The organism is Campylobacter concisus (genome assembly GCF_001298465.1).
GTDB classification, from domain to species: domain Bacteria; phylum Campylobacterota; class Campylobacteria; order Campylobacterales; family Campylobacteraceae; genus Campylobacter_A; species Campylobacter_A concisus.
Genome location: NZ_CP012541.1, coordinates 1,070,187 through 1,096,352, shown reverse-complemented (window position 1 = coordinate 1,096,352; position 26,166 = coordinate 1,070,187). Strand labels below are relative to the sequence as shown.

General features: G+C 39.0%; 38 protein-coding genes. 31 read left to right on the top strand and 7 right to left on the bottom strand.

What is annotated here, in order from left to right; all coding sequences use genetic code 11:
* Positions 1 to 74: 74 nt before the first annotated feature.
* Positions 75 to 1,136 (bottom strand): phage portal protein, encoded by a 1,062-nt coding sequence (locus CCON33237_RS05585; RefSeq protein ID WP_054196756.1) that lies wholly within the window; start codon positions 1,134 to 1,136, stop codon positions 75 to 77.
* A gap of 199 nt (positions 1,137 to 1,335) precedes the next feature.
* On the opposite strand from CCON33237_RS05585, the gene CCON33237_RS05580 reads away from it, so the two are divergent.
* The 21 genes from CCON33237_RS05580 to CCON33237_RS05485 all read left to right on the top strand — a co-directional run bounded on the left by CCON33237_RS05580 (position 1,336) and on the right by CCON33237_RS05485 (position 12,929).
* Complete coding sequence (locus CCON33237_RS05580; RefSeq protein WP_054197410.1) at positions 1,336 to 2,100, top strand: XkdF-like putative serine protease domain-containing protein; 765 nt, start codon at positions 1,336 to 1,338, stop codon at positions 2,098 to 2,100.
* Complete coding sequence (locus tag CCON33237_RS05575) at positions 2,100 to 2,999, top strand: P2 family phage major capsid protein (protein ID WP_054196755.1); 900 nt, start codon at positions 2,100 to 2,102, stop codon at positions 2,997 to 2,999. The genes CCON33237_RS05580 and CCON33237_RS05575 overlap by 1 nt, the downstream gene beginning before the upstream one ends.
* Before the next feature lie 11 nt (positions 3,000 to 3,010).
* Positions 3,011 to 3,349: a hypothetical protein gene (locus CCON33237_RS05570; protein ID WP_054196754.1), complete on the top strand. Its 339-nt coding sequence runs from the start codon at positions 3,011 to 3,013 to the stop codon at positions 3,347 to 3,349.
* A complete protein-coding gene (locus CCON33237_RS05565) occupies positions 3,346 to 3,654 on the top strand; it encodes a hypothetical protein (RefSeq protein WP_054196753.1) in 309 nt (102 codons plus the stop codon). The genes CCON33237_RS05570 and CCON33237_RS05565 overlap by 4 nt, the downstream gene beginning before the upstream one ends.
* On the top strand, positions 3,651 to 4,013 hold the full coding sequence (locus CCON33237_RS05560; RefSeq protein ID WP_054196752.1) for a hypothetical protein: 363 nt from the start codon (positions 3,651 to 3,653) through the stop codon (positions 4,011 to 4,013). The genes CCON33237_RS05565 and CCON33237_RS05560 overlap by 4 nt, the downstream gene beginning before the upstream one ends.
* The gene (locus tag CCON33237_RS05555) at positions 4,010 to 4,447 is read left to right on the top strand and encodes a glycoside hydrolase family protein (protein WP_054196751.1); all 438 of its coding nucleotides are present in this window, start codon (positions 4,010 to 4,012) and stop codon (positions 4,445 to 4,447) included. The genes CCON33237_RS05560 and CCON33237_RS05555 overlap by 4 nt, the downstream gene beginning before the upstream one ends.
* Positions 4,431 to 4,775 carry a hypothetical protein gene (locus CCON33237_RS05550; protein WP_054196750.1) on the top strand — a complete coding sequence of 115 codons (345 nt, stop codon included), beginning with the start codon at positions 4,431 to 4,433 and terminating at the stop codon, positions 4,773 to 4,775. The genes CCON33237_RS05555 and CCON33237_RS05550 overlap by 17 nt, the downstream gene beginning before the upstream one ends.
* The gene (locus CCON33237_RS05545; RefSeq protein ID WP_187423643.1) at positions 4,772 to 5,005 is read left to right on the top strand and encodes a hypothetical protein; all 234 of its coding nucleotides are present in this window, start codon (positions 4,772 to 4,774) and stop codon (positions 5,003 to 5,005) included. The genes CCON33237_RS05550 and CCON33237_RS05545 overlap by 4 nt, the downstream gene beginning before the upstream one ends.
* A complete protein-coding gene (locus CCON33237_RS05540; RefSeq protein WP_054196749.1) occupies positions 4,995 to 5,378 on the top strand; it encodes a hypothetical protein in 384 nt (127 codons plus the stop codon). Before CCON33237_RS05545 ends, CCON33237_RS05540 begins: the two co-directional genes overlap by 11 nt.
* Positions 5,371 to 5,982, top strand: a complete 612-nt coding sequence (locus CCON33237_RS05535) for a phage baseplate assembly protein V (protein ID WP_054196748.1) — start codon at positions 5,371 to 5,373, stop codon at positions 5,980 to 5,982. Before CCON33237_RS05540 ends, CCON33237_RS05535 begins: the two co-directional genes overlap by 8 nt.
* 2 nt (positions 5,983 to 5,984) lie before the next feature.
* The gene (locus CCON33237_RS05530; RefSeq protein ID WP_054196747.1) at positions 5,985 to 6,269 is read left to right on the top strand and encodes a GPW/gp25 family protein; all 285 of its coding nucleotides are present in this window, start codon (positions 5,985 to 5,987) and stop codon (positions 6,267 to 6,269) included.
* Between the two features lie 109 nt (positions 6,270 to 6,378).
* The gene (locus CCON33237_RS05525) at positions 6,379 to 7,461 is read left to right on the top strand and encodes a baseplate assembly protein (RefSeq protein WP_054196746.1); all 1,083 of its coding nucleotides are present in this window, start codon (positions 6,379 to 6,381) and stop codon (positions 7,459 to 7,461) included.
* Positions 7,458 to 8,078: a phage tail protein I gene (locus CCON33237_RS05520; protein ID WP_054196745.1), complete on the top strand. Its 621-nt coding sequence runs from the start codon at positions 7,458 to 7,460 to the stop codon at positions 8,076 to 8,078. The genes CCON33237_RS05525 and CCON33237_RS05520 overlap by 4 nt, the downstream gene beginning before the upstream one ends.
* A gap of 11 nt (positions 8,079 to 8,089) precedes the next feature.
* Positions 8,090 to 9,577: a phage tail-collar fiber domain-containing protein gene (locus CCON33237_RS05515; protein ID WP_054196744.1), complete on the top strand. Its 1,488-nt coding sequence runs from the start codon at positions 8,090 to 8,092 to the stop codon at positions 9,575 to 9,577.
* Between the two features lie 14 nt (positions 9,578 to 9,591).
* Positions 9,592 to 9,891 carry a hypothetical protein gene (locus tag CCON33237_RS05510; protein WP_054196743.1) on the top strand — a complete coding sequence of 100 codons (300 nt, stop codon included), beginning with the start codon at positions 9,592 to 9,594 and terminating at the stop codon, positions 9,889 to 9,891.
* Positions 9,888 to 10,154: a hypothetical protein gene (locus CCON33237_RS05505; RefSeq protein WP_054196742.1), complete on the top strand. Its 267-nt coding sequence runs from the start codon at positions 9,888 to 9,890 to the stop codon at positions 10,152 to 10,154. Before CCON33237_RS05510 ends, CCON33237_RS05505 begins: the two co-directional genes overlap by 4 nt.
* Entirely contained in the window at positions 10,151 to 10,318 is a 168-nt protein-coding gene (locus CCON33237_RS09645; protein ID WP_169748877.1) for a hypothetical protein, read from the top strand. Before CCON33237_RS05505 ends, CCON33237_RS09645 begins: the two co-directional genes overlap by 4 nt.
* Positions 10,305 to 10,940: a DUF7338 family protein gene (locus CCON33237_RS05500; protein ID WP_081004439.1), complete on the top strand. Its 636-nt coding sequence runs from the start codon at positions 10,305 to 10,307 to the stop codon at positions 10,938 to 10,940. The genes CCON33237_RS09645 and CCON33237_RS05500 overlap by 14 nt, the downstream gene beginning before the upstream one ends.
* Before the next feature lie 2 nt (positions 10,941 to 10,942).
* Positions 10,943 to 12,106 carry a phage tail sheath family protein gene (locus CCON33237_RS05495; RefSeq protein WP_054196740.1) on the top strand — a complete coding sequence of 388 codons (1,164 nt, stop codon included), beginning with the start codon at positions 10,943 to 10,945 and terminating at the stop codon, positions 12,104 to 12,106.
* Between the two features lie 12 nt (positions 12,107 to 12,118).
* Entirely contained in the window at positions 12,119 to 12,631 is a 513-nt protein-coding gene (locus tag CCON33237_RS05490; protein WP_054196739.1) for a phage major tail tube protein, read from the top strand.
* Positions 12,632 to 12,704: 73 nt separating this feature from the next.
* On the top strand, positions 12,705 to 12,929 hold the full coding sequence (locus tag CCON33237_RS05485) for a phage tail assembly protein (protein WP_054196738.1): 225 nt from the start codon (positions 12,705 to 12,707) through the stop codon (positions 12,927 to 12,929).
* Between the two features lie 117 nt (positions 12,930 to 13,046).
* Here CCON33237_RS05485 and CCON33237_RS09540 read toward each other — a convergent pair whose 3' ends face one another.
* Positions 13,047 to 13,214, bottom strand: a complete 168-nt coding sequence (locus tag CCON33237_RS09540; RefSeq protein ID WP_155463277.1) for a hypothetical protein — start codon at positions 13,212 to 13,214, stop codon at positions 13,047 to 13,049.
* A gap of 48 nt (positions 13,215 to 13,262) precedes the next feature.
* On the opposite strand from CCON33237_RS09540, the gene CCON33237_RS05480 reads away from it, so the two are divergent.
* The 10 genes from CCON33237_RS05480 (at position 13,263) to CCON33237_RS05435 (ending at position 21,883) form a co-directional block, all read left to right on the top strand.
* The gene (locus CCON33237_RS05480; protein ID WP_054196737.1) at positions 13,263 to 15,491 is read left to right on the top strand and encodes a phage tail tape measure protein; all 2,229 of its coding nucleotides are present in this window, start codon (positions 13,263 to 13,265) and stop codon (positions 15,489 to 15,491) included.
* Between the two features lies 1 nt (position 15,492).
* The gene (locus CCON33237_RS05475; RefSeq protein WP_054196736.1) at positions 15,493 to 15,867 is read left to right on the top strand and encodes a phage tail protein; all 375 of its coding nucleotides are present in this window, start codon (positions 15,493 to 15,495) and stop codon (positions 15,865 to 15,867) included.
* Positions 15,860 to 16,051, top strand: a complete 192-nt coding sequence (locus CCON33237_RS05470; RefSeq protein ID WP_021090294.1) for a tail protein X — start codon at positions 15,860 to 15,862, stop codon at positions 16,049 to 16,051. Before CCON33237_RS05475 ends, CCON33237_RS05470 begins: the two co-directional genes overlap by 8 nt.
* Positions 16,045 to 17,016 carry a phage late control D family protein gene (locus CCON33237_RS05465; RefSeq protein ID WP_054196735.1) on the top strand — a complete coding sequence of 324 codons (972 nt, stop codon included), beginning with the start codon at positions 16,045 to 16,047 and terminating at the stop codon, positions 17,014 to 17,016. The genes CCON33237_RS05470 and CCON33237_RS05465 overlap by 7 nt, the downstream gene beginning before the upstream one ends.
* 150 nt (positions 17,017 to 17,166) lie before the next feature.
* Complete coding sequence (locus tag CCON33237_RS05460) at positions 17,167 to 17,712, top strand: cation diffusion facilitator family transporter (protein WP_257719897.1); 546 nt, start codon at positions 17,167 to 17,169, stop codon at positions 17,710 to 17,712.
* Positions 17,713 to 17,792: 80 nt separating this feature from the next.
* Complete coding sequence (gene lepA, locus CCON33237_RS05455; RefSeq protein ID WP_054196734.1) at positions 17,793 to 19,583, top strand: translation elongation factor 4; 1,791 nt, start codon at positions 17,793 to 17,795, stop codon at positions 19,581 to 19,583.
* Positions 19,584 to 19,798: 215 nt separating this feature from the next.
* Entirely contained in the window at positions 19,799 to 20,029 is a 231-nt protein-coding gene (locus CCON33237_RS05450; protein WP_009294206.1) for a 2-hydroxymuconate tautomerase family protein, read from the top strand.
* Positions 20,023 to 20,745, top strand: a complete 723-nt coding sequence (locus CCON33237_RS05445; protein ID WP_054196733.1) for a hypothetical protein — start codon at positions 20,023 to 20,025, stop codon at positions 20,743 to 20,745. The genes CCON33237_RS05450 and CCON33237_RS05445 overlap by 7 nt, the downstream gene beginning before the upstream one ends.
* Before the next feature lie 11 nt (positions 20,746 to 20,756).
* On the top strand, positions 20,757 to 21,314 hold the full coding sequence (locus CCON33237_RS05440) for a YajG family lipoprotein (RefSeq protein WP_054196732.1): 558 nt from the start codon (positions 20,757 to 20,759) through the stop codon (positions 21,312 to 21,314).
* Complete coding sequence (locus CCON33237_RS05435) at positions 21,314 to 21,883, top strand: ComF family protein (protein ID WP_054196731.1); 570 nt, start codon at positions 21,314 to 21,316, stop codon at positions 21,881 to 21,883. The genes CCON33237_RS05440 and CCON33237_RS05435 overlap by 1 nt, the downstream gene beginning before the upstream one ends.
* A 95-nt stretch (positions 21,884 to 21,978) precedes the next feature.
* Here CCON33237_RS05435 and CCON33237_RS05430 read toward each other — a convergent pair whose 3' ends face one another.
* The 5 genes from CCON33237_RS05430 to dapA all read right to left on the bottom strand — a co-directional run bounded on the left by CCON33237_RS05430 (position 21,979) and on the right by dapA (position 26,155).
* Entirely contained in the window at positions 21,979 to 22,614 is a 636-nt protein-coding gene (locus CCON33237_RS05430; RefSeq protein WP_081004438.1) for a YggS family pyridoxal phosphate-dependent enzyme, read from the bottom strand.
* Positions 22,614 to 23,723, bottom strand: coding sequence for an RIP metalloprotease RseP (gene rseP, locus CCON33237_RS05425; RefSeq protein WP_054196730.1), 1,110 nt, complete (start codon positions 23,721 to 23,723; stop codon positions 22,614 to 22,616). Before rseP ends, CCON33237_RS05430 begins: the two co-directional genes overlap by 1 nt.
* Positions 23,724 to 23,918: 195 nt before the next feature.
* Positions 23,919 to 24,464: a CDP-diacylglycerol--glycerol-3-phosphate 3-phosphatidyltransferase gene (gene pgsA / locus CCON33237_RS05420; RefSeq protein WP_054196729.1), complete on the bottom strand. Its 546-nt coding sequence runs from the start codon at positions 24,462 to 24,464 to the stop codon at positions 23,919 to 23,921.
* 33 nt (positions 24,465 to 24,497) lie between these two features.
* A complete protein-coding gene (locus CCON33237_RS05415) occupies positions 24,498 to 25,286 on the bottom strand; it encodes an enoyl-ACP reductase (protein WP_054196728.1) in 789 nt (262 codons plus the stop codon).
* The gene (dapA, locus tag CCON33237_RS05410) at positions 25,286 to 26,155 is read right to left on the bottom strand and encodes a 4-hydroxy-tetrahydrodipicolinate synthase (RefSeq protein WP_054197407.1); all 870 of its coding nucleotides are present in this window, start codon (positions 26,153 to 26,155) and stop codon (positions 25,286 to 25,288) included. Before dapA ends, CCON33237_RS05415 begins: the two co-directional genes overlap by 1 nt.
* Positions 26,156 to 26,166: the final 11 nt, after the last annotated feature.

Genomic DNA, 26,166 nt, shown 5'->3' with positions numbered 1-26,166 from the left:
ATACATTTGTATTGCCTTTTAGTATTTAAACGTTTTTAAAGGGGGTTTAAACGTTTTTAAACACTATTTTTATCCTACTCAATATTCTTTTGCCAGCCAAGTATACTTCTAGCTTCAGAAATTGAGATGATCCCTCTTTCAACAAGCTGCGTAACTATCTCGCCATCGTCTTTAAAATTTGTTACATCAACAGCACTTAATACCACTTTTATACCGATGCTTCTAAAAAAACCTTCTATTAGCTCTATTTTTGGTTTTATCTCAAGCTCGTTAAACTGGTGAAGTTGGCCTATAAGCTCTCCACTTCCGCCAAGCTGGGCACTTTGAATGATACCAAGCAGACGTGGCGGAATACCATGAGCTGCTGCTATCTCATCACGGCTTACTTCCTTTAGTGCTTTAAAGCTTAGATCTTGTACTTCTGATAGCTTTTCAAAACGAATTTTTGCATCCTTTTCGCCAATCGAGTTTGTATAGCATAGGAGTGTTTTATGCGCATTAGCACTTCCTTTATAGTTTTCACTAAAAAATTTTTTGTAAGCTGCTATTTGTTCTTCGCTAGGCTCTGAGTTTTCATGAATGATAGCAAGATCAGGCCTTGCTCCATTTTGGAAAAATGAGTAGTTATACATGTCTGCTTGCCTATTTGTCAAAATCTGACACATAGCTGCAAGATAGTCTGGCTCGCCGTAGTATCTTGAGCTTGGAGAATAAAATTTAAGATAGTATCCATCAAGTTTTATCTTTTTACCAGATTTGCCTACCTGAAACATTTGCTTATCTTTATTGGTTCGCCACTCATGAGCTGGTATATTGTAGAGTTTATAGTTTGTCTTAGCTCCAGCTTTTTCAATAGGAGCATTGCCAAAAAGCTCTAGGTTATAGCAAAACTCAAATAAAAACTCTTTCTCACTTACATTTTGAGGTAAAAACTTTGCCAGATCGCTCTCATCTATTTCTATCTGAGAGAGCATATTGGCTTTTATTTTTATGGCACGGCGGTGATATACGTTTGCATAGTGAAGCTCTAAAAGATCACTAAAACTTATAAAAGGCTCTATATAATCACCGTTTTGCACATCAGACGAGAGTTGCAAACTCGGAGTATCTGACTTAAAAATAAATTTGTTCTCCACACTCACTCCTTATTATTACCTAAATTTGAGCAAAGACTAAGACCATAAATCTTTAATCTACGCTAGGGGTAAATTTATCTGAAAAATTTTTTAAAACATTAGCAAATGACCATTATTTAGCATTTCTAAAAATAGCCTTTCTTATAAAATGCCCACTAGCAAAGAGCCTTTTTGGCTTAAAAATGAAAGAGGTAAAAAGATGGCAAACAAACTAACTAACCTAAGTATCACGCACATATCTCTTGTAAAAGCTGGTGCAAACAAAAAGAGCATCATTTATAAAAGTGACGCAAGTGAGCCAAGCTTTGAAAAAGATGTGAGCATCGCCAAATTTGACGAAGAAAAAGGCGTTGTATATGGGATTGTGTATTCACCAGATGAAGTAGATACTCAGGGGGATTTTACGGACGCGGCCGAGATTGAAAAGGCTGCCTATGCTTTTATGAAGGATCTTAAAGGTCAAAACATAGACAAGGAGCATGACTTTAAGCCAGACGGCAAAGCATACGTGGCTGAGAGCTGGATAGTAAGAGAAAACGATGCTCTCTTTAAGAGCGAGAAGGTGGGAAGCTGGGCAGTTGGTATCAAGATAGAAAGCGACGAGCTAAAAGAACTTATAAAAAGTGGCGAGATCGCAGGACTTTCAATGGCAGGATTTGCGAAGCGTGAAGAGGTACAAAAAAACGATACTTCAATAGCTGCTGCCATAGCAAATGGTTTTAACGAGCTACTAAAGAAATTTGAAAAAACTAAAAAAGGAGAGGACAAAGTGGAAAAAGAAACAAAAGAAATTTCACAAGCAGAGGAGATAAAAAAGACGCTTGTTGAAGGTATGGATGAGCTTAACAAGAAGCTCCTTGGCTTTGAGAAGCGTATAAGCGAGCTTGAGGATGTCGCAAAAGATAGCAAACAAAGCAAAAATATAGAGAAAACAGATGACAAAATAGTAGGAGGAATACTTTAATGTTAGAGGGACTTGGTTTAAAAGATATTGCAAAAGGCAGCATGAATGCTACTAGTGCGACACTAAGTGGTAGTTTAACTCCAGAGCAAGCAACTAGTCTTATAAATGTGATTAAAGACAATAGTGAATTTTTGCAAAAAATTCATGTTGACAAAATGAGTCGCTTAACTAAAGAGCTTGATGGCTGGGATGCTATGAGGGGCGTTTTGGTACGTGTAGCAAGTGGCGAAAAACCAAGCGATGCACAAAGAACGCAGCTTAAAAAAGCAGGCGTAAAGCTAGAAGCAAAAAGTGTGCAACTTTTTGCAAGGGTACTTCAAGATACACTAGCAGACAACCAAAATAATCCAAATTTTGAGAGTGAAACATTTAACTCTTTTGGAACAATTTTCGGTAATGATCTTGCACTTCTTGGCTTTAGTGGTACAAGTGATACTTATGCAAATAGCTTTGAGACGCTACATAAAGGCTGGATCCAAACAGCAAAAGATAGTAATGACGTCACAAAAGTTACTTATGTCGCAAATGATAGTGTAAGCAAACGCTTAACAGCACTTGCCCAATCAATCAACCCAGACGCCTTAGTTGATAGTGTAATCTTAATAAGCACAGCTGACATGCAGGAGTACAACAAAGAAATTTCAGCGTTAAATGCACCAACCTACCTAATAAATGGCAATGCTGATCGTGTGCTTGGTGTAAAGCTTGAAGTTAGTCCTTTAATGCCAAAAGGCGTTTACATGGCTACTCCGCTTAAAAATTTAGTTCTTGGCGTATGCCTTGATATAAATCGCAACCGTTGGTATGACCCAGAAGAGAGAGCACTAAAATACATCTTTGATGCAAGTGTGGACTATGAGATCATAATCAAAAAATGGGTCAGCATAGCAACTCTTTAAAAGGAGAATTAATGGAATTTATAGTTTTAAAAGATAGTGCGATAGATGGCAGCTTTGTAAGGACTGGCGAGGTCGTAACTTTAGAGCAAGAAAAAGCAGAGGCTTATGAAAAAGCTCTAATGATAGAGCCACTAAACAAGCCTGAGACATCTGTGGAACCTGAGCTATCGTATACAAAGTCAGACATGTCTTTAGTACAGGATCCAACTGATGGAGATGATCCCAAAGATGAGCTTGGTTCATCTGCAAAGTTAGACACGTCTTTAGTACAGGATCCAACTGATGGAGATGATCTCGAAGATGAGCCTGGTTCATCTACAAAGTCAGACAAGAAAAACAAGCAGAAATGATTGCACGAGCTGAATTTAAAGAGGCTTTTTCAAAAAGAGCTAAATCGGTACTTTTCAACCCAGAAGAGATCACAGATGAGGCTCTTGATGTAGCTACTCACGAAACCTACGAAGAGTGCAATGGACGAGTAGTAAAGAGCTGGGCGATGATGGACTTTGCTCTCATTCGCTTAAAGCTATATCTAAAAATCGCTCTAAGCGAAGAGGATAGTTTACTTTTAAGTAAAGCTATAAGCGAGATAAAAGCAAGCCCACTTGAAAGCAAGCCAACATTTAACAGTTTCATTAGGCTGGAGTGCGTATGAATGATCTAGTCCAAATTTACAAGTCTTTAAAACAGATAGCACCTGAGGCTATTTGCATATCAAAGGCAAGCCCTCAGGGCGGAGTTTATCTACTTTTTGATGGCATAAAAAGTGTGGCGTGGAAAAAGGATCGTGCAAGTTTTAGGATCATTTTTGCATCGCATTCACTAGTTGATGATAATTTTAGCGCTCTATCTAGGCTTGATGAGTTAAGGCAAAGATTTATCGCAAAGTCTGCGATCTTTGGTGAAGATGCCATAAGCGAGATGAAATTTGATGGCTTTGAAGATAGCCTTTTTAAATATAGCTTTGTAGTAGAAGTTGATATTTATAGGGATGAGGAGAACGAAGATTTATGAGCTTAAAAGAAAATATAAAAGAAAACGAAGGCTTTAAAAGCCACATATATCAGGATACTCGTGGGTATCCTACTATCGGATATGGCTTTAAGGTTTCATCTCTTAGTAAAGACGAACTCTTTCTAAATGGCGGCAAGGTTGAGCCTATGAGTAAAGCGGTAGCAGATCAGATTTTAGAGATGAAGCTTATTAAGCTCATACCTAGCGTTTGTGAAGCTTTTCCTTGGCTAGAAGATAAGCCAAAAAATGTCCAAGACGTGGTAATAGAAATGTGTTATCAAATGGGCGTGCCAGGCGTGAGAAAGTTTGTTACCACTCTTAATTTAATAAAGTCTGGTGAATATGAGGCAGCCTATAAGAATGGACTAGATAGCCTTTGGGCAAAACAAACGCCAAACCGGGCAAAGAAGGTGCTAAGTGGGTTACTTGCTTAATACCAAAATTTGCATCATTTTTGGTGCCGTTTTTTTGCTATGTATTGGTAGTTTTGCACTAAAAATACATTTTTTAAATGCAAGCATCGACGCAAAGAACCTTGAGATAAAAAGCATTGCTCTTGATCTTAACACGTCAAAGCAAAACTTAAAAGCTGCAAATAGCGTCATTGAAAGTCAAAATGAAGCTATTTCAAAGATGAGCGTAAAGGTAGAGCAAAAGCCTATCAAAGAGGTTAAGAGAGTAGAAAAAATTTATTTAAAAGATGAAAGTTGTGAGGCCAAGCTAAAGGCTTACCAGGAGTTATTCTTTGAGGGCGAGAGATGAAAATGATGCGATTAGGCTTATTACCATTAGGTATGCTTCTTTGTGGTTGTGCTTTTAAAGAGCCAACCATCATCTACAAAGAAAAACTAACACCAGTGCGCTGCAACGCTGTAATGCCAGATAAGCCAAATAATGATGGTAGCTTTGAAGCACACAAGGCAAAGATGATTTATTTTTTAAAGTGTGAGGATCTATTAAAACAATGCATAGGGATAGCGGATGGAAAATAGCGGCTTAAATTTTAGTGACGAGATAAGAGAGACAGCAGGATTAATAAATTTAGCTGGATCATGGGGGTTAAATGAATTTATCGTCTTTATGGCGATTTTTGGCTTTATAGGCTTTGTGGTGATCTTTTGGCTACTTAGTAGATATACGAGCAAAAACACTGATTTGATGATCGATGTGGTCAATAAAAATAGTGAAGCGATAAATAAACAAAGTAGCGCCACTGAAAAACTAAGCGATATCTTAGCAGCAAATTTTGCCATAAATAAAGAGAAGCTCAATGAGATACATGATGATGTAAGAGAGATTAAGCATAGCGTAAAGTACACAAGAACGCCAAGAAATAAAAAATTTAGCGAGCACATAAATGATTGAAGTTGGAATTATAAGTGAAGTAAGAGATGACCGTGCAAAAGTTGCCATTGGTTCGATGGTAACTGATTTTTTACCAGTATTTCAAGCACATGCCAACTCTTATGCAGTGAGCTTTTCACCAATACGTGTAGGAGAGCAAGTGCTAGTGCTGCCTGTGCATGATGAGTTAAACTCAGGTGTGGTGCTTCGTGGGCTTTATCAAAGTTCACATAAAACTGATGCAACTGATAAAAAAATACATATAAGTTTTGAAGATGGCATAAAGATGAGTTATGACAGCTCTAGCTCTTGCCTTGAAATTTCATCTCCAAAGCTTATAAACATAACTTGCGATAACGCAAATGTAAAGGCTAAAAATGTGATGGTAGAAGCTAACGATACAACGATAAAAAGCGGGGATATCAAGCTGCTCGGCAATACACTCATTGAAGGGTCAATAAATACAGCAGGAAGCGGTGGTGGTAGTGGTAGCTTTGAGATAAATGGAGATGTAAGGATCACTGGGTCAATCACAGCAGGTGGTAATGCAAACTTTGGCGGCAGCGTACGTGATGGACGTGGCAACCTAAGCGATCATACAAATAACGGACTTGCGAGGGATTAGTGATGAAATATCTCATTGATATAGAAAACTCTATCAAAGACATACTCCTAACTCCGCTTGGCAGTAGGGTGATGCTGCCTGAGTATGGCAGCAGAATTTATGAGCTAATAGATCGCAAGGTAGATGATGAATTTCGTGCTGATCTGGCGTGCTTTGTGATAGAAGCAGTTGAGAAATGGGAAAAGAGAGTAAAGATCGATGAAGTTCGTCTTATAGGTTTAAAAGATCATAAGCTTAGCTTTAAAGTAGTGCTTATGAGTGGTGATGAAATAGAGGTAAGGATATGAGTTTTATCTATAAACTGCAGTTTGCGAGTAGCAAACATGGCTTTAGGTGGGTCAAGGGAGCTTTAGCTTCCTGCCGGAACATGGGCTATGCTCATGTGAGGAGTAAAAAATGAATTTAAAGCAACTTCCATATCCAAACGTTATTGAGGCACTTAATTATGATGAAATTTTAAATAATGTTAAAAACCTTTTTAAAGAGCATTTAACTGATGAAGAAATTTCACTGCTTGAAAGCGATAACTACTCGGCCTTACTTGAAACACTAGCGTATAGAGAGTTGCTCTTGCGAGCCAGGATAAATGATAGCGTTAAGGCGATGTTGCTGCCATTTTCTACTGGAGATGACCTTGATAACATAGTAGCGATTTATGGCATAGAGAGACTAAAAGGAGAGAAGCCAACTGCGCAGAGTGAATTTACGCTCTCTATGCCAAGAAGCAGCGATACATATTTGCCAAAAGGGCTTATCTTGCGTAGCGAAAATGGTGAAATCGCAACTTTAAAGAGTGAAGTTGTAATAAGAGCAAACGAGCTAAAAACAGTTGGAGCGATCATCTTAGATGAGTTTACAAAAACCAGCAAAGCAAAGTGCGAATATATCCAAACGCCACTACCTTTTGTATTAAAAGCAAAACAGCTAAGTGAGTTTGAAGGCGGAGCCGAGCGTGAAAGCGATGATAGGCTAAGAGAGCGTGCAGTTTTAAGCTTAGAACGTTTCTCAACTGCAGGTAGCGCTAAAGCATATACTTATCAAACACTAAGTGCAAATGCAAAGGTTATTGAGTGCAGCGTGCTAAATGGCGGTGCTGGAGTAGTGCAAATTTATCTAAAAACTACTGACATGAGCGAAGAGACTAGAGCTGATGTGGAGAGCTTTTTAAGTGCCGAAAAGGTCAGGCCACTAACCGACAATCTAAGCGTGTTAAATGCCACGAAAATAGACATAAAGGTAGTAGCTACCCTTGAGCTAACAGATATGCTCTTTCAAGACGAAGTAGCTAAAGCTATATCGGCTCTGCCAACTAGCCTTAGCCTTGGAGAGGATCTAAATTTAAGCTATATCTATAAAAACCTACACACCAATGGCGTTTATAGAGTAAGTCTTAAAGAACCGCTTAATGATAAAAAGATAAGCGTAAAAGAATTTGTAAATTTAAGCTATGAGATAAGCTACAAAAAGGCTGAATTATGAGTTTACTACCTAATCACAAAAGTAAATTTGATAAGAAATTTGACTTGCTTTTTGGTGTAAGGTTTGAGGATCTAGACATTGGCGTCATAAATACTCTTGCAAGCAAAGCTCCAAAAAATTTACTGCCAGTGCTCTCAGCTAGCTTTGATGTAGATATTGATGGACTAAACGAAAATGAAGCTAGAGAGCTCATAAAAAACGCTTTTGAGATACATTACTACTCAGGCACTTTTTATAGTCTAAATAAGGCATTAAGCGCACTTTATGCAGATGCCAAGGTTAAAGAGTGGTTTGATTATGCAGGACTACCTTATCACTTCAAACTAGAGCTTGATGCAAGCAAAAATGGAGTAAGCCCACAGACGCTAAAGAGATCTGATGAGATCATAAACACCTACAAAAACGTGCGTAGCGTATATGACGGCGCTAGCATAAAAGCGACTGCTAGCATAAATTTAAAAGCCTACTCTTACACATTTAGTGGTGAAAGCATAAGCGTAGATCCTTACGTAATATCAAACATAAACGAACACGCACATTTTAAATTTGGTGCTACTACGCAGATAAACGAGATCATAAGCATACCAATCGATGCAATAAGAGTTTTAACAAGATAAAGGACGGATAAATGAAGCAATACACACTTTTAACAGCTAGTGGCATAAATAAACTTTTAAAAACCGCTAGCGACGGATCAAAGATCGCATTAAAAGAAGTTGTAGTAAGCGATTACGAAGGAGAACTAAGCGAGCAGACCACATCAATACCAAATGAGAAATATAGAGGAGCTATAAACGCCGTAACGATGGACGAGAGTGATAGCAATATTCTTGATGTTGATGTGGTAATACCGCCTGAAGTTGGCGGATTTTACATAAAAACGGCTGGCATATACTGCGATGATGGCTCGCTCTTTGCAGTGGCACGTCTTGCAGATACTTATAAGCCGCTTTTAAATGAGGGGTCAAGCAAAGACATCACGTTAAATTTTAAACTTCAAATCGCAAATGCAAACGAGAGCATCATTTTAAAAGTCGATAATAACGTAGTACTTGCCACAAGAAAGTGGAGCGAAAATCAATTTCTAAAGAAGACCGACAAGATAGACGCATACACCAAAAAAGAGAGTGACGACAAGTTTGCGCTAAAAACTGAGCTAACAGATGGCTTGCCAATAGGCGCGTATCTAAGCTATCCAAGTCAAAAGACAATCCCTGCTGGTTTTTTGATAGCAGATGGCAGAAGTCTAAAAAAAGCAGAATACACCGAGTTATTTGACGTGATAAGCTACGCATACGGCGGAAGTGGCGATAACTTTAATTTGCCAAACTTTAGCGATGGTAAGTTTATGAGGTCAATAGGTGGCAATGCGGCCGCTTTAGGTGCAGCGCAGGGTGATGCTATTGATATAAATGGCTTACAACTTAGGAGTATAGTAACAGATAATCTAGGTAATAGAAATGTTTATGGCACCACAGGAAACGATTATAGAGCTGTTCAATATACATATTCTGCTACTGGCGCTGATATAGCTTACAAAAGTGTTGCGGGTAAGGAAGATAAACCAATATTTGCAACATCTAAACCTGCAAACGAAACTCGCCCATACAATATGGCAGTAGTAGTCATAATAAAAGCCAAAAACGTCAATACTCCAATAGCTGGGCAAATTGATAAAACAATACTTGCGACTGAAGCTAAAGCAGGCATCACGAAGCTTAAAAATGCCATAACTGCTAAGCAAGAAGATGCGGCATTGACTGAAAAAGCCGTGAGTGTTGCGATAGAAGCAAACAAGAGTATAGGCATAGGTCAAACTTATCAAGACGTGTGGGCTCAAAGAGAATTAAATACTTATTATCCAAACACCACAGGCAGACCTATAATGGTAGATTTCAATTTAGAGAGCACATCAGGATCTTACATTTTTCACATTGTTGTTGATGATGTAGTAGTAAGAAAAATACAATCAGAACGACTTTATTTTGTTGATGCACAATTTATTGTGCCAGCAGGGTCAAAATACAAAATAGCAACACCAGAAAATACTGCACTCAAAAAACTAAGTATATGCAACAACACCAATATATCTAGCTCTTGGTCTGAACTAAAGTAAGGGAGGAAAAATTAGTGAAATACTACAAAGACAAAAATAATGAGATATATGCTTATGAAGATGATTTGAGCGATGAAATTTTATCTAAAAGTGTAGAAAAGTTTTGTTTGACACCTTTATCGCAAAAGGAGATAGAGGAGTATTTAACGCCAAAAATAGACGAAAGGGCTAAGGCTTTAGCACAGCTTGAAGCGGATATAAAAGAATGTGAGGATGATATAAAACACGCCCTTATTATCGGTAATACGGCAGTGTTAGAGAGCTTGCGAAACGAATATAAGGAATTAATAATTCAAAGAGAGGGGCTGAAATGAGTTACATAATAATCTGCATGCTATCCCTAATTTTAGGCATTTTATTATGTCCTATCGTGATTTTTCTACGTGCTAGAAAATGCGAGGGCTGGGACAGCTCGAATATGACAAATATTATCAGGGTATTTGCTCATCTGGCGACACATCCAGATGACTTTGCAAAAATGGAATACGAGGACGGTAAAAAACCGTTCTGGTACTTAGACAAAGACGAATTCACAGATGTGGTTCAAACTAGACCAACACAAAAGGATAGGAAATGAGAGTAAAAGTAAAAAGGTGCGAAATTTGCGCATCAAAGCTGGATAAAAACGGTGCTTGCACATGGAGCGAGTGTCCTAAGTGCCCAGAATACAAACAGAGCGAAACAAAAGAGAGTGAGAAGCCAAGCAAGAAGTCAAAAAAGGAAAATGATGCTAAAGAGTAAAGAGATATTGCAACTTATAGCGATCATTTCAGTGGAACTTGTGCTTGAGTTGCTTGCATTTGTGGTCGTGCCAGTCGCATTACTATTTTGTAAAAAAGATGATGAACATCTGCCAAAGATATTTAGGTGGTTTGAGGATGCAAACGACTACTACGATGGCAAGTGTGCTGCTATCAATGGCGATAGTGGCTGGCGCAAAGAGCATTATCCTGAGCCAGTCAATAGAACGTATAAAGCAAGGCTTCTTTGGCTTTTACGTAATAAGATAGGACGCTTTTCGAGTGAGATTAACGGCGTCAAAGTAGATGATGTAAATCCATATAGCATACAAACGATAGGTGATCCCAATATTGCCAGTAATGGTGGTAAAAAGAGTGGTTTTTGTAAAGTTACTTGCACTTTAAAAGATGGCAGGGAGCGTTTTGGACTTTTCAAAACGATCCGATACAAAGGCTTTTTAAGTGGCTTTTATTGTCGTATCTATGTCGGATGGAAGCTTATGGATATAGCAGGGGCAAATGCCTTAAATTTTAAAGAGTTCACCCAAGGAGATGATAAGAAACACCTAAAAACGGTGTGGTGTATAAACCCATTAAAAAAAGTAAATCAAAAAGGAGAATAAAAATGGCAGCAAAATTTGGTGTAAACGTAACCGTATCAGCTGAGGCAGCTAGGCCAATAGCAGTAGAAAGTACTACGCCTATTGGTATAGCAGGGTATGAAGAGGTATTAGAAAATGGTCTACATTTTTATATGACAACAGCAAAGGCGCTTGAAGCTCTTGAAGCAAAATACAAAGCAAAAAAGGATGCGAGCCAAGCTTTTAAAAAAGGCTCTATTTATAGGGCTTTGAAAGGTATTGAAGATCAGGCCGTAAATACTCAAATAATTTTAAGTGTATTTACAAAAGATGACGATGAGGACACAAACGATGAGATCACGGAGTGCAAAAGTGCCGTTACAGCGTTTGCTAAAGCTAAATCACGCTTTGGTTATAGCCCAAATTTAATAATCGCACCTGGCTTTAGCCATGAAGATGCGATTAAAGGCGAGATAGAAAAGATGGCAACCAGGCTAAAAGCAACTGGTATTGTAGATCTAAAAGCAGATGACGCAGCAGCAGCCATTGTTAAAATGGGCGATTTTGGTACAAATAGGCTAGTTGCTGCTTATCCAAATGTCAAGGTTTGGGATGATGAAACAAACGCTTATGTCTATGAAGGGCAAAGTGCGAGAATAGCCGGCATGATAGCCCGCACAGATGGCGCAAGCGAGTTTGGATACTCAGATAGCTATTCAAACAGAGTTATGATAGGGGTTTCGGGCACGCAAATAGACGTGGATTTTGAGCTTGGGGAAACTTGCACGGCTGATGAGCTTAGAGCTGCAAAAATTTCTACCATTATCAGAGAGAGTGGCTTTAGGGCTTGGGGTGGCGAAACGAGTGACCAAGATACTATTTGGCAAGATCTAGCACGTGTTAGGATATTTGATCGTATTTCGCAAGCTTGCCAAAAGGGAGTGCTGTTTGCGATCGATAGAAAAGCTAGTGAGCTTTATCATGCAAAAAGATCAGTTAGCGAACTCCTTCGTCAGCTAGTTGGAGCAAAGGTACTTCTTGGATATGAGCTTAGCTGGAGTGCAAAAAACACCGACGCAACTATCACGGCTGGCAAATTTTACCTTGATGTCAGAATGCAAAACAATCCAATCGTTAAGCAGCTTACACTTGATTTTATCTACGTGGATAAATACGGTAGCGTTTTGATGGATGAGTTAAACAAATAAAGGAGATAAACAATGAAAAGACAAATTCCTCAAGTAATCCAAGAAGGTAACGTTTATATAGATGGCATCGGCTATCTTGGCGTAACAAAAAAGCTTAAACTTCCCACAATAGAGTTTGAAATGATAGAGAGCAAAGGAGCTCTTAGCACAAATTACACAACTGGTATGCTAAAGGCAACAGAGGTTGAATTTACAGTTAGTGTGCTGGATAAAAACATGTGGGTAAATTTGGGGCTAAACAGCTTTACCAACCGCATTCCGTGGCTTTTTAAAGCTAGCATTTTCCAAAGCGGCAAAAGTAAAGCTGTGCCTTTTAGTGCTGCCTTTACTGGAGATATTATCAGTTATGAAGTATCTGAGTTTGAAAGCGGAAAAGAGCTAGAAGTTACTATTAAGCTATCAGCTCATTTTGTGGACATCAACGTGGATGGTGTGCCGATGGTGCTAAAAGATAGTGAAAATATGATATGCGTTATAGGCGGAGTTGATTATATGGCAGGGGTTCGCTCAAATTTAGGAGAGTGATTTTTTATACCAAACCTGCTTGTTTTACTTTGATATGTAGCCAAGCAGGTAAAAACAACAAAAGGATACAAGAATGAAAGAGATAAAGATAAAAGATGAAATTTGGCAAATGCACGCACCAAAAGTAAGAACCATTAAGATGGCGGATGAAAATGGTGGTAGCGATATGGCAAAGACTATCTATATGATAGCTGCACTTTGCAATAAGACACAAGATGAAGTTGAAAATTTGGAGTTTAAAGAATTTATGTCTTTACAAAAGGTGTTAAATGATTTTTTAGATGTAAGGGCGGAGTAAATAACGAAAATATCGCCCTTATAGCTCATGTTTTAGGCTATGGATATAGCGAGATAATAAATCTTAGTTTGAGTGATTTTAGTGAGTTTTTAGAAATTTCAGTAAAGATCTTAAAGGCTAAGAACGAGTTATAACTTCTTTGGTTTTACTTAATGCTAAACCAGCGGTGCCAATAAGGCTGCCAAGTATCCCTAAGCCAAAAACTAAGGCAATAAACGTTTCAAAAAAGCCACTTGGTGAAACGAAGAAGAATAAAACGATAAAAATAGGAATAATTAAAGCCATTTTAAATCCTTTTTAAAAGGGATTATATCGTATTTTAAAGGAAAGGATATGGATAACGCACAAGTTGGTATTAGTATTGGTCTAGCAGTAAAAGGGCTAAGTAAAATATCAGAGCTAAAAAAAGGGTTTGATGGTTTAAAAGGTAAGATAGCAGAAGCAAAAAAAGCCATAACATCTTTAGACAACACTAGATTGTCAAATCTATCTAGCCAAATAAGAGAGAGCCAAAAAGCACTTTTAGGCGAGCTTACGACAAATTTTAGCAATCTTACAAACTCGGTAGCCATAGGAGTGCCAATCAAACTTGCCATTGATGATGAGGCTGCTTTTGCGAATGTAAAAAAATATGTTGATGATAGCGATGAAAACCTAGCTAAGCTAAAAAATGAGATGAGAGGGCTAAGCTCACAGCTTGGAGAGAGCTTTAGTAATATAGCTGACATTGCAGCTGGCGGCGGTAAGATAAATTTAGCCGGTGAGGAGCTAGTAACTTACACAAAAATGCTTGCAACCGGCTCAGTTGCATTTGAAATGAGTTCTGAAGCCTTATCAAAGGCGGCCAATAATATGAAAGTTGGCTTTAAGATGAACGATATAAAGGAGCTTAATAGCTTTTTTGATAGTGTAAACTTGCTCGACAATAAGGTTACTAATGCAAATGCTTCTGATATATTTGAGGCTACTTCGCTAACAGCTGCAAATGCCAGCTTAATAGGCCTAGATAGTAAAAGCGCCAGCGCCATAAGTGCTACAATGTTAAGCACTGGCAAAGCTAGCTCAGTCGTAGGCACTAGCTTAAATGCTCTTTACTCCACACTCTCAATGGCTGATAAAAAGGGTAAAAATTTTCAAGAAGCGCTAGCAAGCATAGGCATGGATGCAACATATCTAAAAACAGCCCTACAAAAAGATGCTGCTGGAGCTATAACTACGTTTTTAGAAGCGATCTCTAGAGCCGATAAAGATAAGCAAGCAGGGCTACTTTATGATCTAGTTGGCGGAAATTTTAACGATGAGATAGCGGGGCTTGTAACAAATATCGATGCTCTTAAAGCAAATATCAAAATGGCACACTCGGATGAAGCCACAGGATCTATGCAGCGTGAGCTACAAACGAAGCTAAACACTACAAAAAGTGGCATCGAAAGGGTTACGCAAGCATGGAGAAATCTAGGTTCAAGCCTGGGAGAAACCTTTTTACCACTTACAAATTTATTAGCTTCTATCTTAAGTAAGGTAGCTGGAGTGTTAAGCTCGCTAAATGAAAAATTTCCAAGACTAAGTGCCATAGTTGTTAGCGCTGCAGCCGGCCTTATGATCTTTAAACCGGTGTTGCTTCTTAGCAAGATAGCACTTTTAGGCGTAGCAGATGGACTTTTGGGCGTTATAAGGGTAGTGAAATTTTTAAATCCTATGCTCTTAATAGCAAAACTCAGATGGTTGGCTCATGCTGTGAGTATATCAAGTGCCACGCTAGCTGCCAAAGCTCATGCATTTAGTATTTGGCTAGTTGGTGCAAGACTAAGGGCAACTCTAGCTATCACTACTGCTTATAGTGCTGCCTCGAAGGCCTTTGCAGCAGCATGTGCCTTAATGCGTAGTGGCTTAATGGCAGCAACTCTAGCTATAAGGACTATGAAATTTGCTCTTATTAGCACAGGCATTGGTGCCATAGTAGTAGCTCTTGGCACAGCAGCGGCCTATCTTATGGAAAATTGGGAAAAAGTAAAGGCATTTTTTCTTGAGATATGGGAGAGTGTAAAGCCATATTGGGAGAGCACGACAAAGTTTTTTAGCGATCTTTGGCAAGGAGTGAGCGACTTTTTAAGCGCTATTTTTGAGCCAGTTATCAAGATATGGGATGAGCTCTTTGGTGGCTTTTTTGACTGGATAGCTGAGAAATTTGGCTGGATAAATGACATGGTCGGTGAGGCCATTAAGGGGCTAAGTAGTGCTTGGAGCAAGACAAAAGAATTCTTTGGCTTTGGAAGTGATGAGCAAGCAAGCAGTGAGCTAAAACCAAAAGATGATAGCGGTGGCTTTTTTAACTCTATTTTTGGCTCAGATAGTGATACTCATGCAAAAGAGGCTCCAGCTCTAGTGGCAGCTAGCACAGGTGGTGGTGCTATCAACATTAGTTTTAATGGTGATTTTTTACTTAACTCAGATAATGGCAAATTTGACCTAGAGAGTTTTAAGGCTCAAATAGTAAAAGGCGTTAAAGACGCACTAAGACGTGATGAGTTTAACCGTAAAAACACGGATGTAAGGGGATAATATGGTACTAAATCTTGGTGGGTTTAAATTTAGATGGGAACAAACTAATAGTATTGACACTCAAACAGACTTTGGCATAAGCGAGCAAGAGCGGATACAAAACTATCCAGCCTTATTTAGTGCAAATTTAGGGAGCAGCACTCTTAATATAGAGGGTCAAACACTGCCATATCACGGTGATAAACAAGGCGCATTAAAGCCACTTTATGCCTTAGCCGCCTTACGTCAAAGCTTACCGCTTACAAATGGAAATGGTAAATATTTTGGTCGCTTCGTTATAGTAAAAATCAGTGAAAAACAAGCGATTTTCACTCCAAATGGAGCATTTTTTACGCAAAGTTTTAGTTTAGAGCTAAAAAGGGATTATGATGGATAAAATTTACATAGCTAAAGACGGTGATAGGCTTGATACTATCACCTACAACCACTACGGACATCTAAGGTTTTTTGAGCAAATTCTAACTATAAACCCAAAGCTTAACACAACACTTCATGCAGGCGATAGGGTGTTTTTGCCTGATATAAAAGAAACAGCGAAAGAGCAGGCAAAACTATGGTGAGAAAACCGGCTTTCAAGCTAGAAGCTAGCGGCAAAGACATAACAAACATCATCAGACAAAACCTAATAAGTCTAAGCTTTACCGATAAAGAGGGCAATGAAAGTGATGAAATCAGCTTTACCCTATTTGGCATATATGCAAAGCCAGTATTCGGAGATAGCTTAAAACTATGGCTCGGATATGGAGATGATCTTTATCTTTGTGGCTCTTTTAGCGTGCAAACGGCTAGCAGAGACTACAAAGCAAATACAACAGAGGTTAGAGCAACTGCTGTAAATTTTGCAAGTCCTGCAAAAGAGAAAAGACGTGTGAGCTGGGAAAATACAACGCTTTTTGGGATAGCTAAAAAGATAGCTAGTGCCAATGCACTATCTTTAAAAACAAGCGGTAGCGACCAAAACATAGCTTCTGTTATCCAGGATAATGTAAGCGACATAGAGTTTTTATATGATCTATGCGTCAAATTTGGCTTTTTAATGGCTGTTAAAAATGATAACATCATCATAACAGCCAAAGATGCTAAGGGTGATGCTAGCCAAACCTCAAATACTTCAAAAAACGAGAATTTGCCCACTTTTACACTAAATTTAACTGATCTTTACTCGCTAGAGATCACTGAAGCTAATAGAAACTCTTATACAGCCGTAATAGTAGAGTGGCAAGACATAGAAGCTGGTAAGGTAAAAAGCATTAAGGTGGGAAGTGGGGAACAGGTATATAAGATGCAGATAGCTCAGCCAAAGAGCGATAATGAGGCCTTTAAACAAGCAGAAGCTAAACTTAACGAGCTACAACGCGGCGGAATAAATGGTAGATGTAGCTGCGAAGGAAAAAATATCATAGCAGGCGGCAAGCTTAAATTTGGTGGAGTTGCTGGACTAGAAGCAAATGAGTTTAGTATAAAAGAAGTAAGCCATAAGCTTAGCACGAGTGGGTATGAAATAGACATAGAGTTTGAGGGGTAAATTTTAGTTTTTTAATATGTTTTAAAAGGTTGTAAAAAGCTATTTAAAAACATAAAAATTTACGTTAGAAATCAAAGTGAAAAAATGCGGTTTTTAGCTCACTTTGATTTTAAGCGTAAAATCACTTTGATTTGAAAAGCCGTTTTACATATTTATATGCATAAAAGTAGCGATATAAAAGAGAATTTAAATATAAAAGGAGCTTATCTTCATGTCCTTGGTGATACGCTTGGTTCCGTTGGAGCAATCATTGCGGCACTAGTCATAATGAAATTTGGCCTTACGCAAGCTGATAGTATAGCAAGTATATTTGTTTCGATACTTATCATAAAAAGTGGCTTTGGCTTACTAAAAGATAGCTTTAATATCCTTATCGAAGCCGTACCAGTCGATCTTAATACGGATGAAATTTTAGCTATCATAAAAGGCGTGGATGGCGTTAGACAGGTGCATGATCTACATATTTGGACGATAAGTGCCGGTTCAAATGCACTCATAGCCCATGTGGTGGTGGATGATGTGCTAAGTGTAGGAGAAATTTCAAAGATGATAAAGCGCATCGAGCATGAGCTATCTCATGTTGGCATTGGTCATGTCACTCTACAGTTTGAGAGCAGCAGTCATGGACATAAAGATGAGCTCATCTGCGAGCTAAAAAGCAAAGAAGAGCACGGACACTTTGGTCACAAGCATTAACGTCGCTTTTCTTATGCAAATTTTAAATCAATTTTAGGCAAAATAAAAGCCAAAAATTTAACAAAAAAGTAAAAGAGTAAATGAAAAATATTAGAAATTTTAGCATCATCGCTCACATAGACCATGGCAAAAGCACACTAGCTGATCGGCTTATTCAAGAATGTGGAGCTGTTAGCGACCGTGAGATGAGCTCGCAGATCATGGATACGATGGATATCGAAAAAGAGCGCGGCATCACGATCAAAGCCCAGTCTGTCCGCCTAAACTACGCACTAAATGGAGAAAATTTTGTTCTAAATTTGATAGACACTCCAGGCCACGTCGACTTTAGCTACGAGGTGAGCCGCTCTTTGGCTAGTTGTGAGGGTGCACTGCTAGTCGTGGACGCTTCTCAGGGTGTAGAGGCGCAGACTATCGCAAACGTCTATATTGCACTTGAAAACAACTTAGAGATCATCCCAGTCATCAACAAGATCGACCTACCAGCGGCTGATCCTGCTAGAGTAAAAGACGAGATCGAGCACATCATCGGACTTGACTGCTCAGGGGCGATTGAAGTGAGTGCAAAAAGCGGTATCGGCATAAAAGAACTGCTTGAAGCAATCATCACGAGGATCCCTGCGCCAAATGGCGATGTTAGCAAGCCCACAAAGGTGCTGATTTATGATAGTTGGTTTGACAACTACCTTGGCGCGCTTGCACTTGTGCGTGTTTATGATGGTGAAATTTTAAAAAATGATGAAATTTTAGTTATGGGCACAGGTAAAAAACACATCGTGCTTGACCTCATGTATCCAAATCCTATCGCACCGATCAAGACCAAAACGCTTAGCGCTGGCGAGGTTGGCATCGTTGTTTTGGGACTTAAAAATGTTAGTGACGTGCAAGTTGGAGATACGATAACGCAGTCAAGAAATCCTCTAAAAGAGCCAGTTGGGGGCTTTGAGAGGGCTAAGCCGTTTGTCTTTGCGGGACTTTATCCTATTGAAACTGATAAATTTGAAGATCTGCGTGACGCGCTGGATAAGCTAAAGCTAAATGACAGCTCCATTAGCTACGAGCCAGAAACCTCGGTGGCACTTGGATTTGGCTTTAGGGTTGGCTTTTTAGGTCTTCTTCATATGGAGGTAGTTAAAGAGAGGCTAGAGCGTGAGTTTGACTTGGACCTTATCGCCACAGCGCCAACCGTGACTTACGAAGTCATCCAAACTGATGGGCTAAATTTAAAAATCCAAAACCCAAGCCAGCTACCACCAGTCAATAAAATAGACTCAATTCTTGAGCCATATGTCAAGGCTACGATTATCACGCCAAGTGAATTTTTGGGTAACATCATCACACTTTTAAACAATCGCCGTGGCATCCAGACAAAGATGGACTATATCACGCCTGAACGCGTACTGCTTGAGTATGATATACCGATGAACGAGATCGTGATGGACTTTTACGACAAGCTAAAGTCAAGCACAAAAGGTTATGCGAGTTTTGATTATGAGCCTAGCGACTACCGCGTGGGTGATCTGGTAAAGCTAGATGTCAAAGTGGCTGGTGAAACAGTCGATGCACTTTCTATCATCGTGCCTGAGAGTAAGGCACAAACAAAGGGTAGGGACTTTGTAAAAGCGATGAAAGAGATCGTGCCACGTCAGCTTTTTGAAGTGGCGATACAAGCGAGCATCGGCAACAAAATCATAGCTAGAGAAACCGTAAAATCAATGGGCAAAAACGTCACAGCTAAGTGCTACGGCGGAGATATCACGCGTAAGAGAAAGTTGCTTGAAAAGCAAAAAGAGGGTAAAAAACGCATGAAGGCGATTGGAAAGGTAAATTTGCCGCAAGAGGCGTTTTTATCTGTCCTAAAAATAGACTAGCGGCTTATCTTTTGTGCCCTTTTGAAAGAGTTAGTGAAATTTTGGCTTGATGAACTATATGTTCTATCCGCACCAAAATTTCACGTCACAGCTTTCAAAATCATCACAAAATATCTCGCCTTATTTCGAGGTGACGATATATCCGCATTTGGGAGCTTGTTTGGTGGATAGGTTTTGATTAAAATTTAAGTGCTAAATTTACAAAAAGGAGTGCTATGCCGTTTGTGAAAATTTGCGTGACAAAAGAGGGTGATAGCCCAAGTGTGGAGCAAAAAGAGAAGATGATAAGCGGAGTTACAAAGCTAATAAGCGAAATTTTAGGTAGAAGCGCTCAAAATACCGTTGTCATTATCGATGAGATCGATACAAATAACTACGGCATCGCAGGCGAGAGCGTGAAAAATCTCCGCAAAAAACAAAAAGAGCAAAAGGAAGTAAAATGCTAAGAGCGACATTATTAGCAGTTTTTGCAGCTATCTTTCTAATTGGCTGCATGGCTAAAGCTAGCCTTTGTCTATCGTGCGAGGGCATAGACGGCGTGCAAAGTGCGAGCATAAGTAGCGAAGATAAGATGTATTTTGAAGAGGTTATGAGGATACCGGCTGACTGCAGCGCTTGCAAAGGCAGGGGCGATGGTCTTTTTATAAATGGTGTTAAATACAAAAGTGATGTAGCAATAAACTGCTGCTTAGAAAAAAACATGATCGATACTAATGTTGGATTAAAGAAGGTTTATTTTCACAGGATTGTCGATGCTAGAAGTAGTGCAAGATCGATATATTACACAGGTATTGAAGGAAACAGTGCAGTTTTTAACTCAAACCCACGCCTTGAAGTGCTTTTTTACATGTTTTTGCAACGTGAGTTAAATTCTCGCGGAATCGTTGTTGTCGATACTCAAACATCGCCATATACATATAGGCTTGATTTTAGATTTGACGAGCTCAGAGGAAGTTACTCAGGAGCTTCAGAAATTTTAAACGGACATCTAAAAGGTCTTCTTGTGCTTTCAAATATAAATTTCAAAAAAACGTTACCTATCTCGACTAGACACCATGTAGAGAAGCTTGAGGCTTCAAAATCTGAGCAGTTTGACTTTTTTATCGCACTTTTAGTTAAACAAGCCGCGATAAAAGTAGCCGATGAGATCACTAAACTTTAAAAGGAAAAACGATGAATAAATTTAAATTTTTAGCTATTTTTGGACTTTTTGTTTTGTTTTTAACTGGTTGTGCTCCAAGTCAAAGTGTTGTCGCATTTGATCCGTATAAGGTGGCTGTAAGTCAGCAAAATAGCGGCTTTGAGGCCTATATAAGCGCAGTGCATGACAACCGCAAAAACAAAAGCACCATCGCTACGATCACTGATGGCAAAGGCACAGTAAAAGAATATGTCGTGCTTCAAAACGATCTTGCTACTTATTTTAGCGATTCGCTCAAAAAAGAGCTTGTGGCGCGCGGTACAAATGTAAATGGTATGGGTGGCGTCGTGGTTGAAATTTTTATCAATGAGTTTGAAGCAAATATGAGCGGATACGGCACTGATAATACAAAAGGTAATATTAAGATCACGCTAAAAATCCAAAAAGGCGATCAAAGTATCGTTAAAAATATTTCAAATAATCAAACCAAATTTGAGTTGATTCGTACAGGCGGAGCATTTAAGCCATTTTTAACTGATATTATAAACGATGCAGTCAAACGCACAGCAATTGCTATTTTAAATAGCTAATGTTTTGTGTGTTTTGCAAGAGCTTTACGCTAAATACATTTTGTAAAATTTGCTCACAAATTTTAAGTGAGCCAAGCCCGATAGTAAGAGAACTAGAGGGCTTTAAAATTTATAGCTTTTACGGCTACTCTGAAACAAAAGAACTCATCCACTCAAAGCATCAAATGCATGGATATTTTATATATAAAAATTTAGCCAAATTTACATTTAAGAAATTTGCCAAAAGTTTTAGCTTCCCAGAGCAAGTTTATGCTATCCCTATAGATGATAGAGTTAATTTTGGCTACTCACACACGGCTATTTTGGCAAATGCACTAAGGGCTAAAAATCTAAAGCCTATATTTCACGCACTGCATGCAACCAGCAAGACCAGTTATAGTGGCAGGGATTTACAATTTAGACAAAATAACCCAAGAAATTTTAAAATCCTAAAAAAGATCACTGCTCCAGTTATTTTAGTAGATGATATCATAACCACTGGCACTACGATACTTGAGGCTAGAAATACTCTAGAAAAAGCTGGCGTAAAAGTACTTTTTGCTCTAGTTTTGGCTGACGCTAAACATTAAATTTAATTTTTTCTCAAGTCTCTTTGGATAGAAATTTACATAGCTCCAGCAGTAATCTATTTCGTTAGCAGTAGGAGCTTGCAAAAGCGATAAATTTATAGATAAAGCATAGTTCCAAGGCGGATCATATTTGAGCCGCATTTTATCGCTAACTCGAAGTCACTACTCATGCCCATCGAACAGATAGCTGCACCTTTTGGCTTTAGGCTATCAAAAATTTTATAAGTTAGCTCAAAGCTCTTTTGAATCTCTTTTGACTCATCCACATGCGCTCCGATACTCATCACACCTTTTAGATTTATATTTTTGCACTCGCTTTGGATACGGTCATAAATTTCTGCTGCATTTGCTACGCTTACACCTTGCTTTGTATCTTCATCAGCCGAGTTTATCTGAAGCAGAGTATCGAGCCTATAACTAAGCCTTTTATCGACCTCTACGGCCCTTTCAAAGCTATCACAGCTTTGCCAAAGTGTTGGCTTTAGACTTATCATTTGATTTATTTTGTTATTTTGCAAGCGGCCGATCATATGCCATTTTATATCAGTAAAATTTTGCAGTTCTAGCTCTTTTTTGGCTAGCTCCTGGACTCTGTTTTCGCCAAAATTTCTTTGCCCTTGCGCGTAAAGCTCTTTTACTTCAGTACTTGTGACATTTTTACTAACGGCGATTAGTGTCACGTCTTTGCTTAAATTTTCGATCTTTTCTAATAGCTCTTTTAAAACTATCATTATAAACCTCCGCTTAATCTCATAATGTCATTAAAAGTCGCAAGTACCATTATGCCAAGTAGTAGCGCCCAACCGCAGTAGGTAAGCATAATTAGCACTCGCTCATTTACCTCACGTCTAAAAATCAGCTCATATAGGTTAAAAAGTATGTGGCCGCCATCAAGTGCTGGGATAGGGAGTAGATTAAATACACCTAAATTTGCAGAGATGAATGCCATGATGGTTAGGAGTACGCTGATGCCGATCTTTGCGGCTTTTGAGGTTATATCAGTGATTTGTAGGATACCGCTAACCTCTTTTGGTGATATGTCTCCAATGATTAGCTTTTCAAGACTTTTAAAGATGAGCATTGAAGCCTTTAGAGTTTCATCATAAGCAAATTTTAGGCTACTAAAGCCTGTGTGATAAATTTTTATCACTTCGCCGTTTGACCTAATGCCGATTAGTGGGTGCTGGATCTTTTCATTAAATATATTTATCGTCTCGCCTATCTTTGGTGTTAAATTTATGCTTAAAATTGAGCCGTTTCTATCTATCAAAATGGTGCTTGGCTCAAGTTTTACATTTTTACTGATCTCGTCCCACTCGTTTATCTTTACGCCATTTATTGCTAAAATTTTATCATTTTTAGCTATTCCAGCGCTGGCAGCTGCCGAGCCCTCAGCTATGTGGCCGACACTTGGTGCAAGCCTCTCAACGCCTATAAATCCAAGCAAAATGTATATAAAAAACGCCAAGATAAAGTTAAAAAAAGGCCCTGCAAAGAGAATGTAAATGCGCTTTATGGGACTTAGCACGTTGTAGCTGTCCGCGTCGTAGTTTTTGGCTTTTGGGTCGGTGTCGTCTTGCCCTTTTAGCTGTACGTATCCGCCAAGTGGGATAGCGCTTAGGCAGTAGTCGGTGCCACTAACGTTTTTGGTGTAAATTTTCTCGCCAAATCCGATACTAAAGGTGTTTACCTTTACGCCAAGCGTTCTTGCTGCCAAAAAGTGGCCAAGCTCGTGAAAAAATATAAGAAAACTAATGGCTAAAACAGTCACTAAAAAATAAAACGAATACGCATAAAGCCCAAGTCCAAGCAGGGCCAGCGTGAAGAGAATGCCTTTCAAAACTTACCTTTTTTTGAAAAAATTGATAAGATTTTAGCCAAAGTTTATAAATTTACTCTCAAACGACGTTTGACTAAAAATTTCTTTTAGCTAGGAGAAATTTTTAACTTGATTTTACTTATTTTGAAAATAAAGTTTTTATTATTTATATAAATTTTTTCAAGTAAAAACTTTGGGTCTTACGAACGAAAAAATTTAGCTCTTTTTCATCGCCTTTATATAGGCAAAGATATACTCAAACCCAGAATAAAGTGTGAGCGCAACAGCGATCCATAGCAAAAGCTCTCCGCCTGGCCAGCTCATCAGTAAAAAACCAACTGCAAACATCTGCGAAACGGTCTTTACCTTGCCGGCCATTGATGCAGCGACCTCGACGCCATCACTTGCCATCACGACACGAAAGCCAGTTATAAAAAATTCCCTTACCAAGATGAGATAAACGGCCCAAGCACTCGCCCTACCAAGCATCATAAGGCCTAAAAATGCAGCTAAGATCAACATTTTATCAGCTAGTGGGTCAAGGATAGTGCCAAGCTTAGTTTTTTGATCCCAGCTTCTAGCGATGTAACCGTCAAAAAAGTCAGTTACCGAGGCGATCACAAAAATAAGAGCTGCGAAGTAATTTATCCAGCTCATGTGAATTTGTGTAAAAATGTCAGGGGCATTTACGAGCATAAAAAACATAAGCGGAGCCAGAAGTATCCTAAAAAACGCTAAAGAATTTGGTAAATTTAAACTCACAAATATGCCTTTATGCTTAAAATTTCAATATTCTCATTTAAAAGTCGTGCCACCATCTATTATAAATGTATGTCCAGTCACCCAGCTAGCCTTAGATGAGCATAAAAATAGACATGCTCCGGCTAGATCAGTCGGCTGTCCCATGCGGTTTAGCGGGCTAAGCTTTGCCGTCATATCGCGCACCTCTTCGTAATTAGTAAAGGCTCTTAGTGCGTCTGTCTCGATAGGGCCGCCACTTACGACGTTTACACGGATATTTTTCTCGCCAAGCTCTGTCGCAGCGTATCTTGCCATGGCTTCAACGGCCGCTTTTGCTGTGCCATGACCTGCGTAGTTTTCGATATAGACTAAATTTCCAGTTGATGATAGGCTGATGATGCTGCCGCCACCAACTTTTTCCATGCGTTTTGCAGCTTCTTGAGTGCCTACGACAAAGGCGTTTACTGTTGCTGTAAAGATATTGTTTATGCCTCTTGGTTTTAGCTTCATAAATTTAGTGTATCCACCAGCTACTGCACGACCTGAGATGATAGCATTTGAGATGAAAAAATCAATCCTATCAAAGTCCTCGTCTATCTTTAAAAATAGCTCTTTATAAGTCTCTGGCTCGAGGATATTTAGTGCATATGCTCTTGCTTTTATCTTGTAAGTAGCCTCAAGCTCTTTTGCTTGTTCTTTTGCAAGCTCTTCGTTTGAGTTGTAGGTAAATGCTATATTTACACCAGCTTTTGCAAATTCTTCGACTATGGCTCTACCGATACCTCTAGTGCCGCCACTGATAACTAGCGTTTTACCTTTAAATTCGTTTAGTGTGTCCTTCATTAAAAACCCTTTATTTCGTAATTTTTTATTACTTCTTCTATCTTTTTAAAATTTTCTTTACTTGGTTTGCAAAGTGGCAAGCGATACTCCAAAGAGTCGATGAGTCCAGCTAGATACATCGCTGCTTTGATCGGTATCGGATTGCTTTCGCAAAAGAGTGTTTTATTTATCGTGTATAGATTATCGTTTATTAGTTTTGCTTTTTTGTACTCTTCGTTCATTGCAAGGTGCGTAAGCTCTGAAATTTGATCTGGCAAGAGGTTAGCAGTAACTGAGATAACGCCTTTGCCGCCATTTGATATGATAGGATAGTTGATCGCATCTTCACCGCTAATGACTACTAAATTTGGCTCGTGAGCCAGTAGATCAACGCATCTATCTATGCTACCTGTTGCCTCTTTGATACCGTAGATATTTTTACACTCTTTAAAAAGCCTAAAAACGGTCGCTGGCAAGATATCCACGCCAACTCTACCCGGAACATTATAAAGAAGCACAGGAATTTCAATGCTATTTGCAATGGCCTTGTAGTGCTCGTAAAGCCCTTCTTGCGTTGGTTTATTGTAGTAGGGCGCAACTGAGAGGATACCATCAGCGCCATGGGCTTGAGCAAATTTAGCGATACCAATAGCCTCGTGAGTCGCATTACTGCCAGCACCAGCTAGTACTTTTACATTTGTACCTTTACATGCATCTACGGCTATTTCGATACAAATTCTATGCTCATCATGCGTCAGTGTTGCACTCTCGCCAGTGGTTCCAACTGGCACAACAACATCTATGCCATGTTTTATCTGTCTTTTTATTAGTTTTTCAAAACTGACTTCATCCACTTTTTGATTTTTAAATGGCGTAATGAGTGCGGTCATCGCACCTTGAA

Bases quoted from the DNA above. Each gene is read 5' to 3' on its own strand.
- CCON33237_RS05570 (WP_054196754.1), top strand. From the start codon at position 3,011: ATGGAATTTATAGTTTTAAAAGATAGTGCGATAGATGGCAGCTTTGTA.
- CCON33237_RS05480 (WP_054196737.1), top strand. From the start codon at position 13,263: ATGGATAACGCACAAGTTGGTATTAGTATTGGTCTAGCAGTAAAAGGG.
- CCON33237_RS05555 (WP_054196751.1), top strand. From the start codon at position 4,010: ATGAGCTTAAAAGAAAATATAAAAGAAAACGAAGGCTTTAAAAGCCAC.
- CCON33237_RS05430 (WP_081004438.1), bottom strand. From the start codon at position 22,614: ATGATAGTTTTAAAAGAGCTATTAGAAAAGATCGAAAATTTAAGCAAA.
- CCON33237_RS05500 (WP_081004439.1), top strand. From the start codon at position 10,305: ATGCTAAAGAGTAAAGAGATATTGCAACTTATAGCGATCATTTCAGTG.
- CCON33237_RS05540 (WP_054196749.1), top strand. From the start codon at position 4,995: ATGGAAAATAGCGGCTTAAATTTTAGTGACGAGATAAGAGAGACAGCA.
- CCON33237_RS05520 (WP_054196745.1), top strand. From the start codon at position 7,458: ATGAGTTTACTACCTAATCACAAAAGTAAATTTGATAAGAAATTTGAC.
- CCON33237_RS05530 (WP_054196747.1), top strand. From the start codon at position 5,985: ATGAAATATCTCATTGATATAGAAAACTCTATCAAAGACATACTCCTA.
- CCON33237_RS05575 (WP_054196755.1), top strand. From the start codon at position 2,100: ATGTTAGAGGGACTTGGTTTAAAAGATATTGCAAAAGGCAGCATGAAT.
- CCON33237_RS05515 (WP_054196744.1), top strand. From the start codon at position 8,090: ATGAAGCAATACACACTTTTAACAGCTAGTGGCATAAATAAACTTTTA.
- lepA (WP_054196734.1), top strand. From the start codon at position 17,793: ATGAAAAATATTAGAAATTTTAGCATCATCGCTCACATAGACCATGGC.
- CCON33237_RS05525 (WP_054196746.1), top strand. From the start codon at position 6,379: ATGAATTTAAAGCAACTTCCATATCCAAACGTTATTGAGGCACTTAAT.
- CCON33237_RS05505 (WP_054196742.1), top strand. From the start codon at position 9,888: ATGAGTTACATAATAATCTGCATGCTATCCCTAATTTTAGGCATTTTA.
- CCON33237_RS05580 (WP_054197410.1), top strand. From the start codon at position 1,336: ATGGCAAACAAACTAACTAACCTAAGTATCACGCACATATCTCTTGTA.
- CCON33237_RS05440 (WP_054196732.1), top strand. From the start codon at position 20,757: ATGAATAAATTTAAATTTTTAGCTATTTTTGGACTTTTTGTTTTGTTT.
- CCON33237_RS05565 (WP_054196753.1), top strand. From the start codon at position 3,346: ATGATTGCACGAGCTGAATTTAAAGAGGCTTTTTCAAAAAGAGCTAAA.
- CCON33237_RS05470 (WP_021090294.1), top strand. From the start codon at position 15,860: ATGGATAAAATTTACATAGCTAAAGACGGTGATAGGCTTGATACTATC.
- CCON33237_RS05435 (WP_054196731.1), top strand. From the start codon at position 21,314: ATGTTTTGTGTGTTTTGCAAGAGCTTTACGCTAAATACATTTTGTAAA.
- CCON33237_RS05485 (WP_054196738.1), top strand. From the start codon at position 12,705: ATGAAAGAGATAAAGATAAAAGATGAAATTTGGCAAATGCACGCACCA.
- CCON33237_RS05450 (WP_009294206.1), top strand. From the start codon at position 19,799: ATGCCGTTTGTGAAAATTTGCGTGACAAAAGAGGGTGATAGCCCAAGT.
- CCON33237_RS05475 (WP_054196736.1), top strand. From the start codon at position 15,493: ATGGTACTAAATCTTGGTGGGTTTAAATTTAGATGGGAACAAACTAAT.
- CCON33237_RS05445 (WP_054196733.1), top strand. From the start codon at position 20,023: ATGCTAAGAGCGACATTATTAGCAGTTTTTGCAGCTATCTTTCTAATT.
- dapA (WP_054197407.1), bottom strand. From the start codon at position 26,155: ATGACCGCACTCATTACGCCATTTAAAAATCAAAAAGTGGATGAAGTC.
- CCON33237_RS05415 (WP_054196728.1), bottom strand. From the start codon at position 25,286: ATGAAGGACACACTAAACGAATTTAAAGGTAAAACGCTAGTTATCAGT.
- CCON33237_RS05490 (WP_054196739.1), top strand. From the start codon at position 12,119: ATGAAAAGACAAATTCCTCAAGTAATCCAAGAAGGTAACGTTTATATA.
- CCON33237_RS09645 (WP_169748877.1), top strand. From the start codon at position 10,151: ATGAGAGTAAAAGTAAAAAGGTGCGAAATTTGCGCATCAAAGCTGGAT.
- CCON33237_RS05465 (WP_054196735.1), top strand. From the start codon at position 16,045: ATGGTGAGAAAACCGGCTTTCAAGCTAGAAGCTAGCGGCAAAGACATA.
- CCON33237_RS09540 (WP_155463277.1), bottom strand. From the start codon at position 13,214: ATGGCTTTAATTATTCCTATTTTTATCGTTTTATTCTTCTTCGTTTCA.
- CCON33237_RS05560 (WP_054196752.1), top strand. From the start codon at position 3,651: ATGAATGATCTAGTCCAAATTTACAAGTCTTTAAAACAGATAGCACCT.
- CCON33237_RS05495 (WP_054196740.1), top strand. From the start codon at position 10,943: ATGGCAGCAAAATTTGGTGTAAACGTAACCGTATCAGCTGAGGCAGCT.
- CCON33237_RS05545 (WP_187423643.1), top strand. From the start codon at position 4,772: ATGAAAATGATGCGATTAGGCTTATTACCATTAGGTATGCTTCTTTGT.
- CCON33237_RS05535 (WP_054196748.1), top strand. From the start codon at position 5,371: ATGATTGAAGTTGGAATTATAAGTGAAGTAAGAGATGACCGTGCAAAA.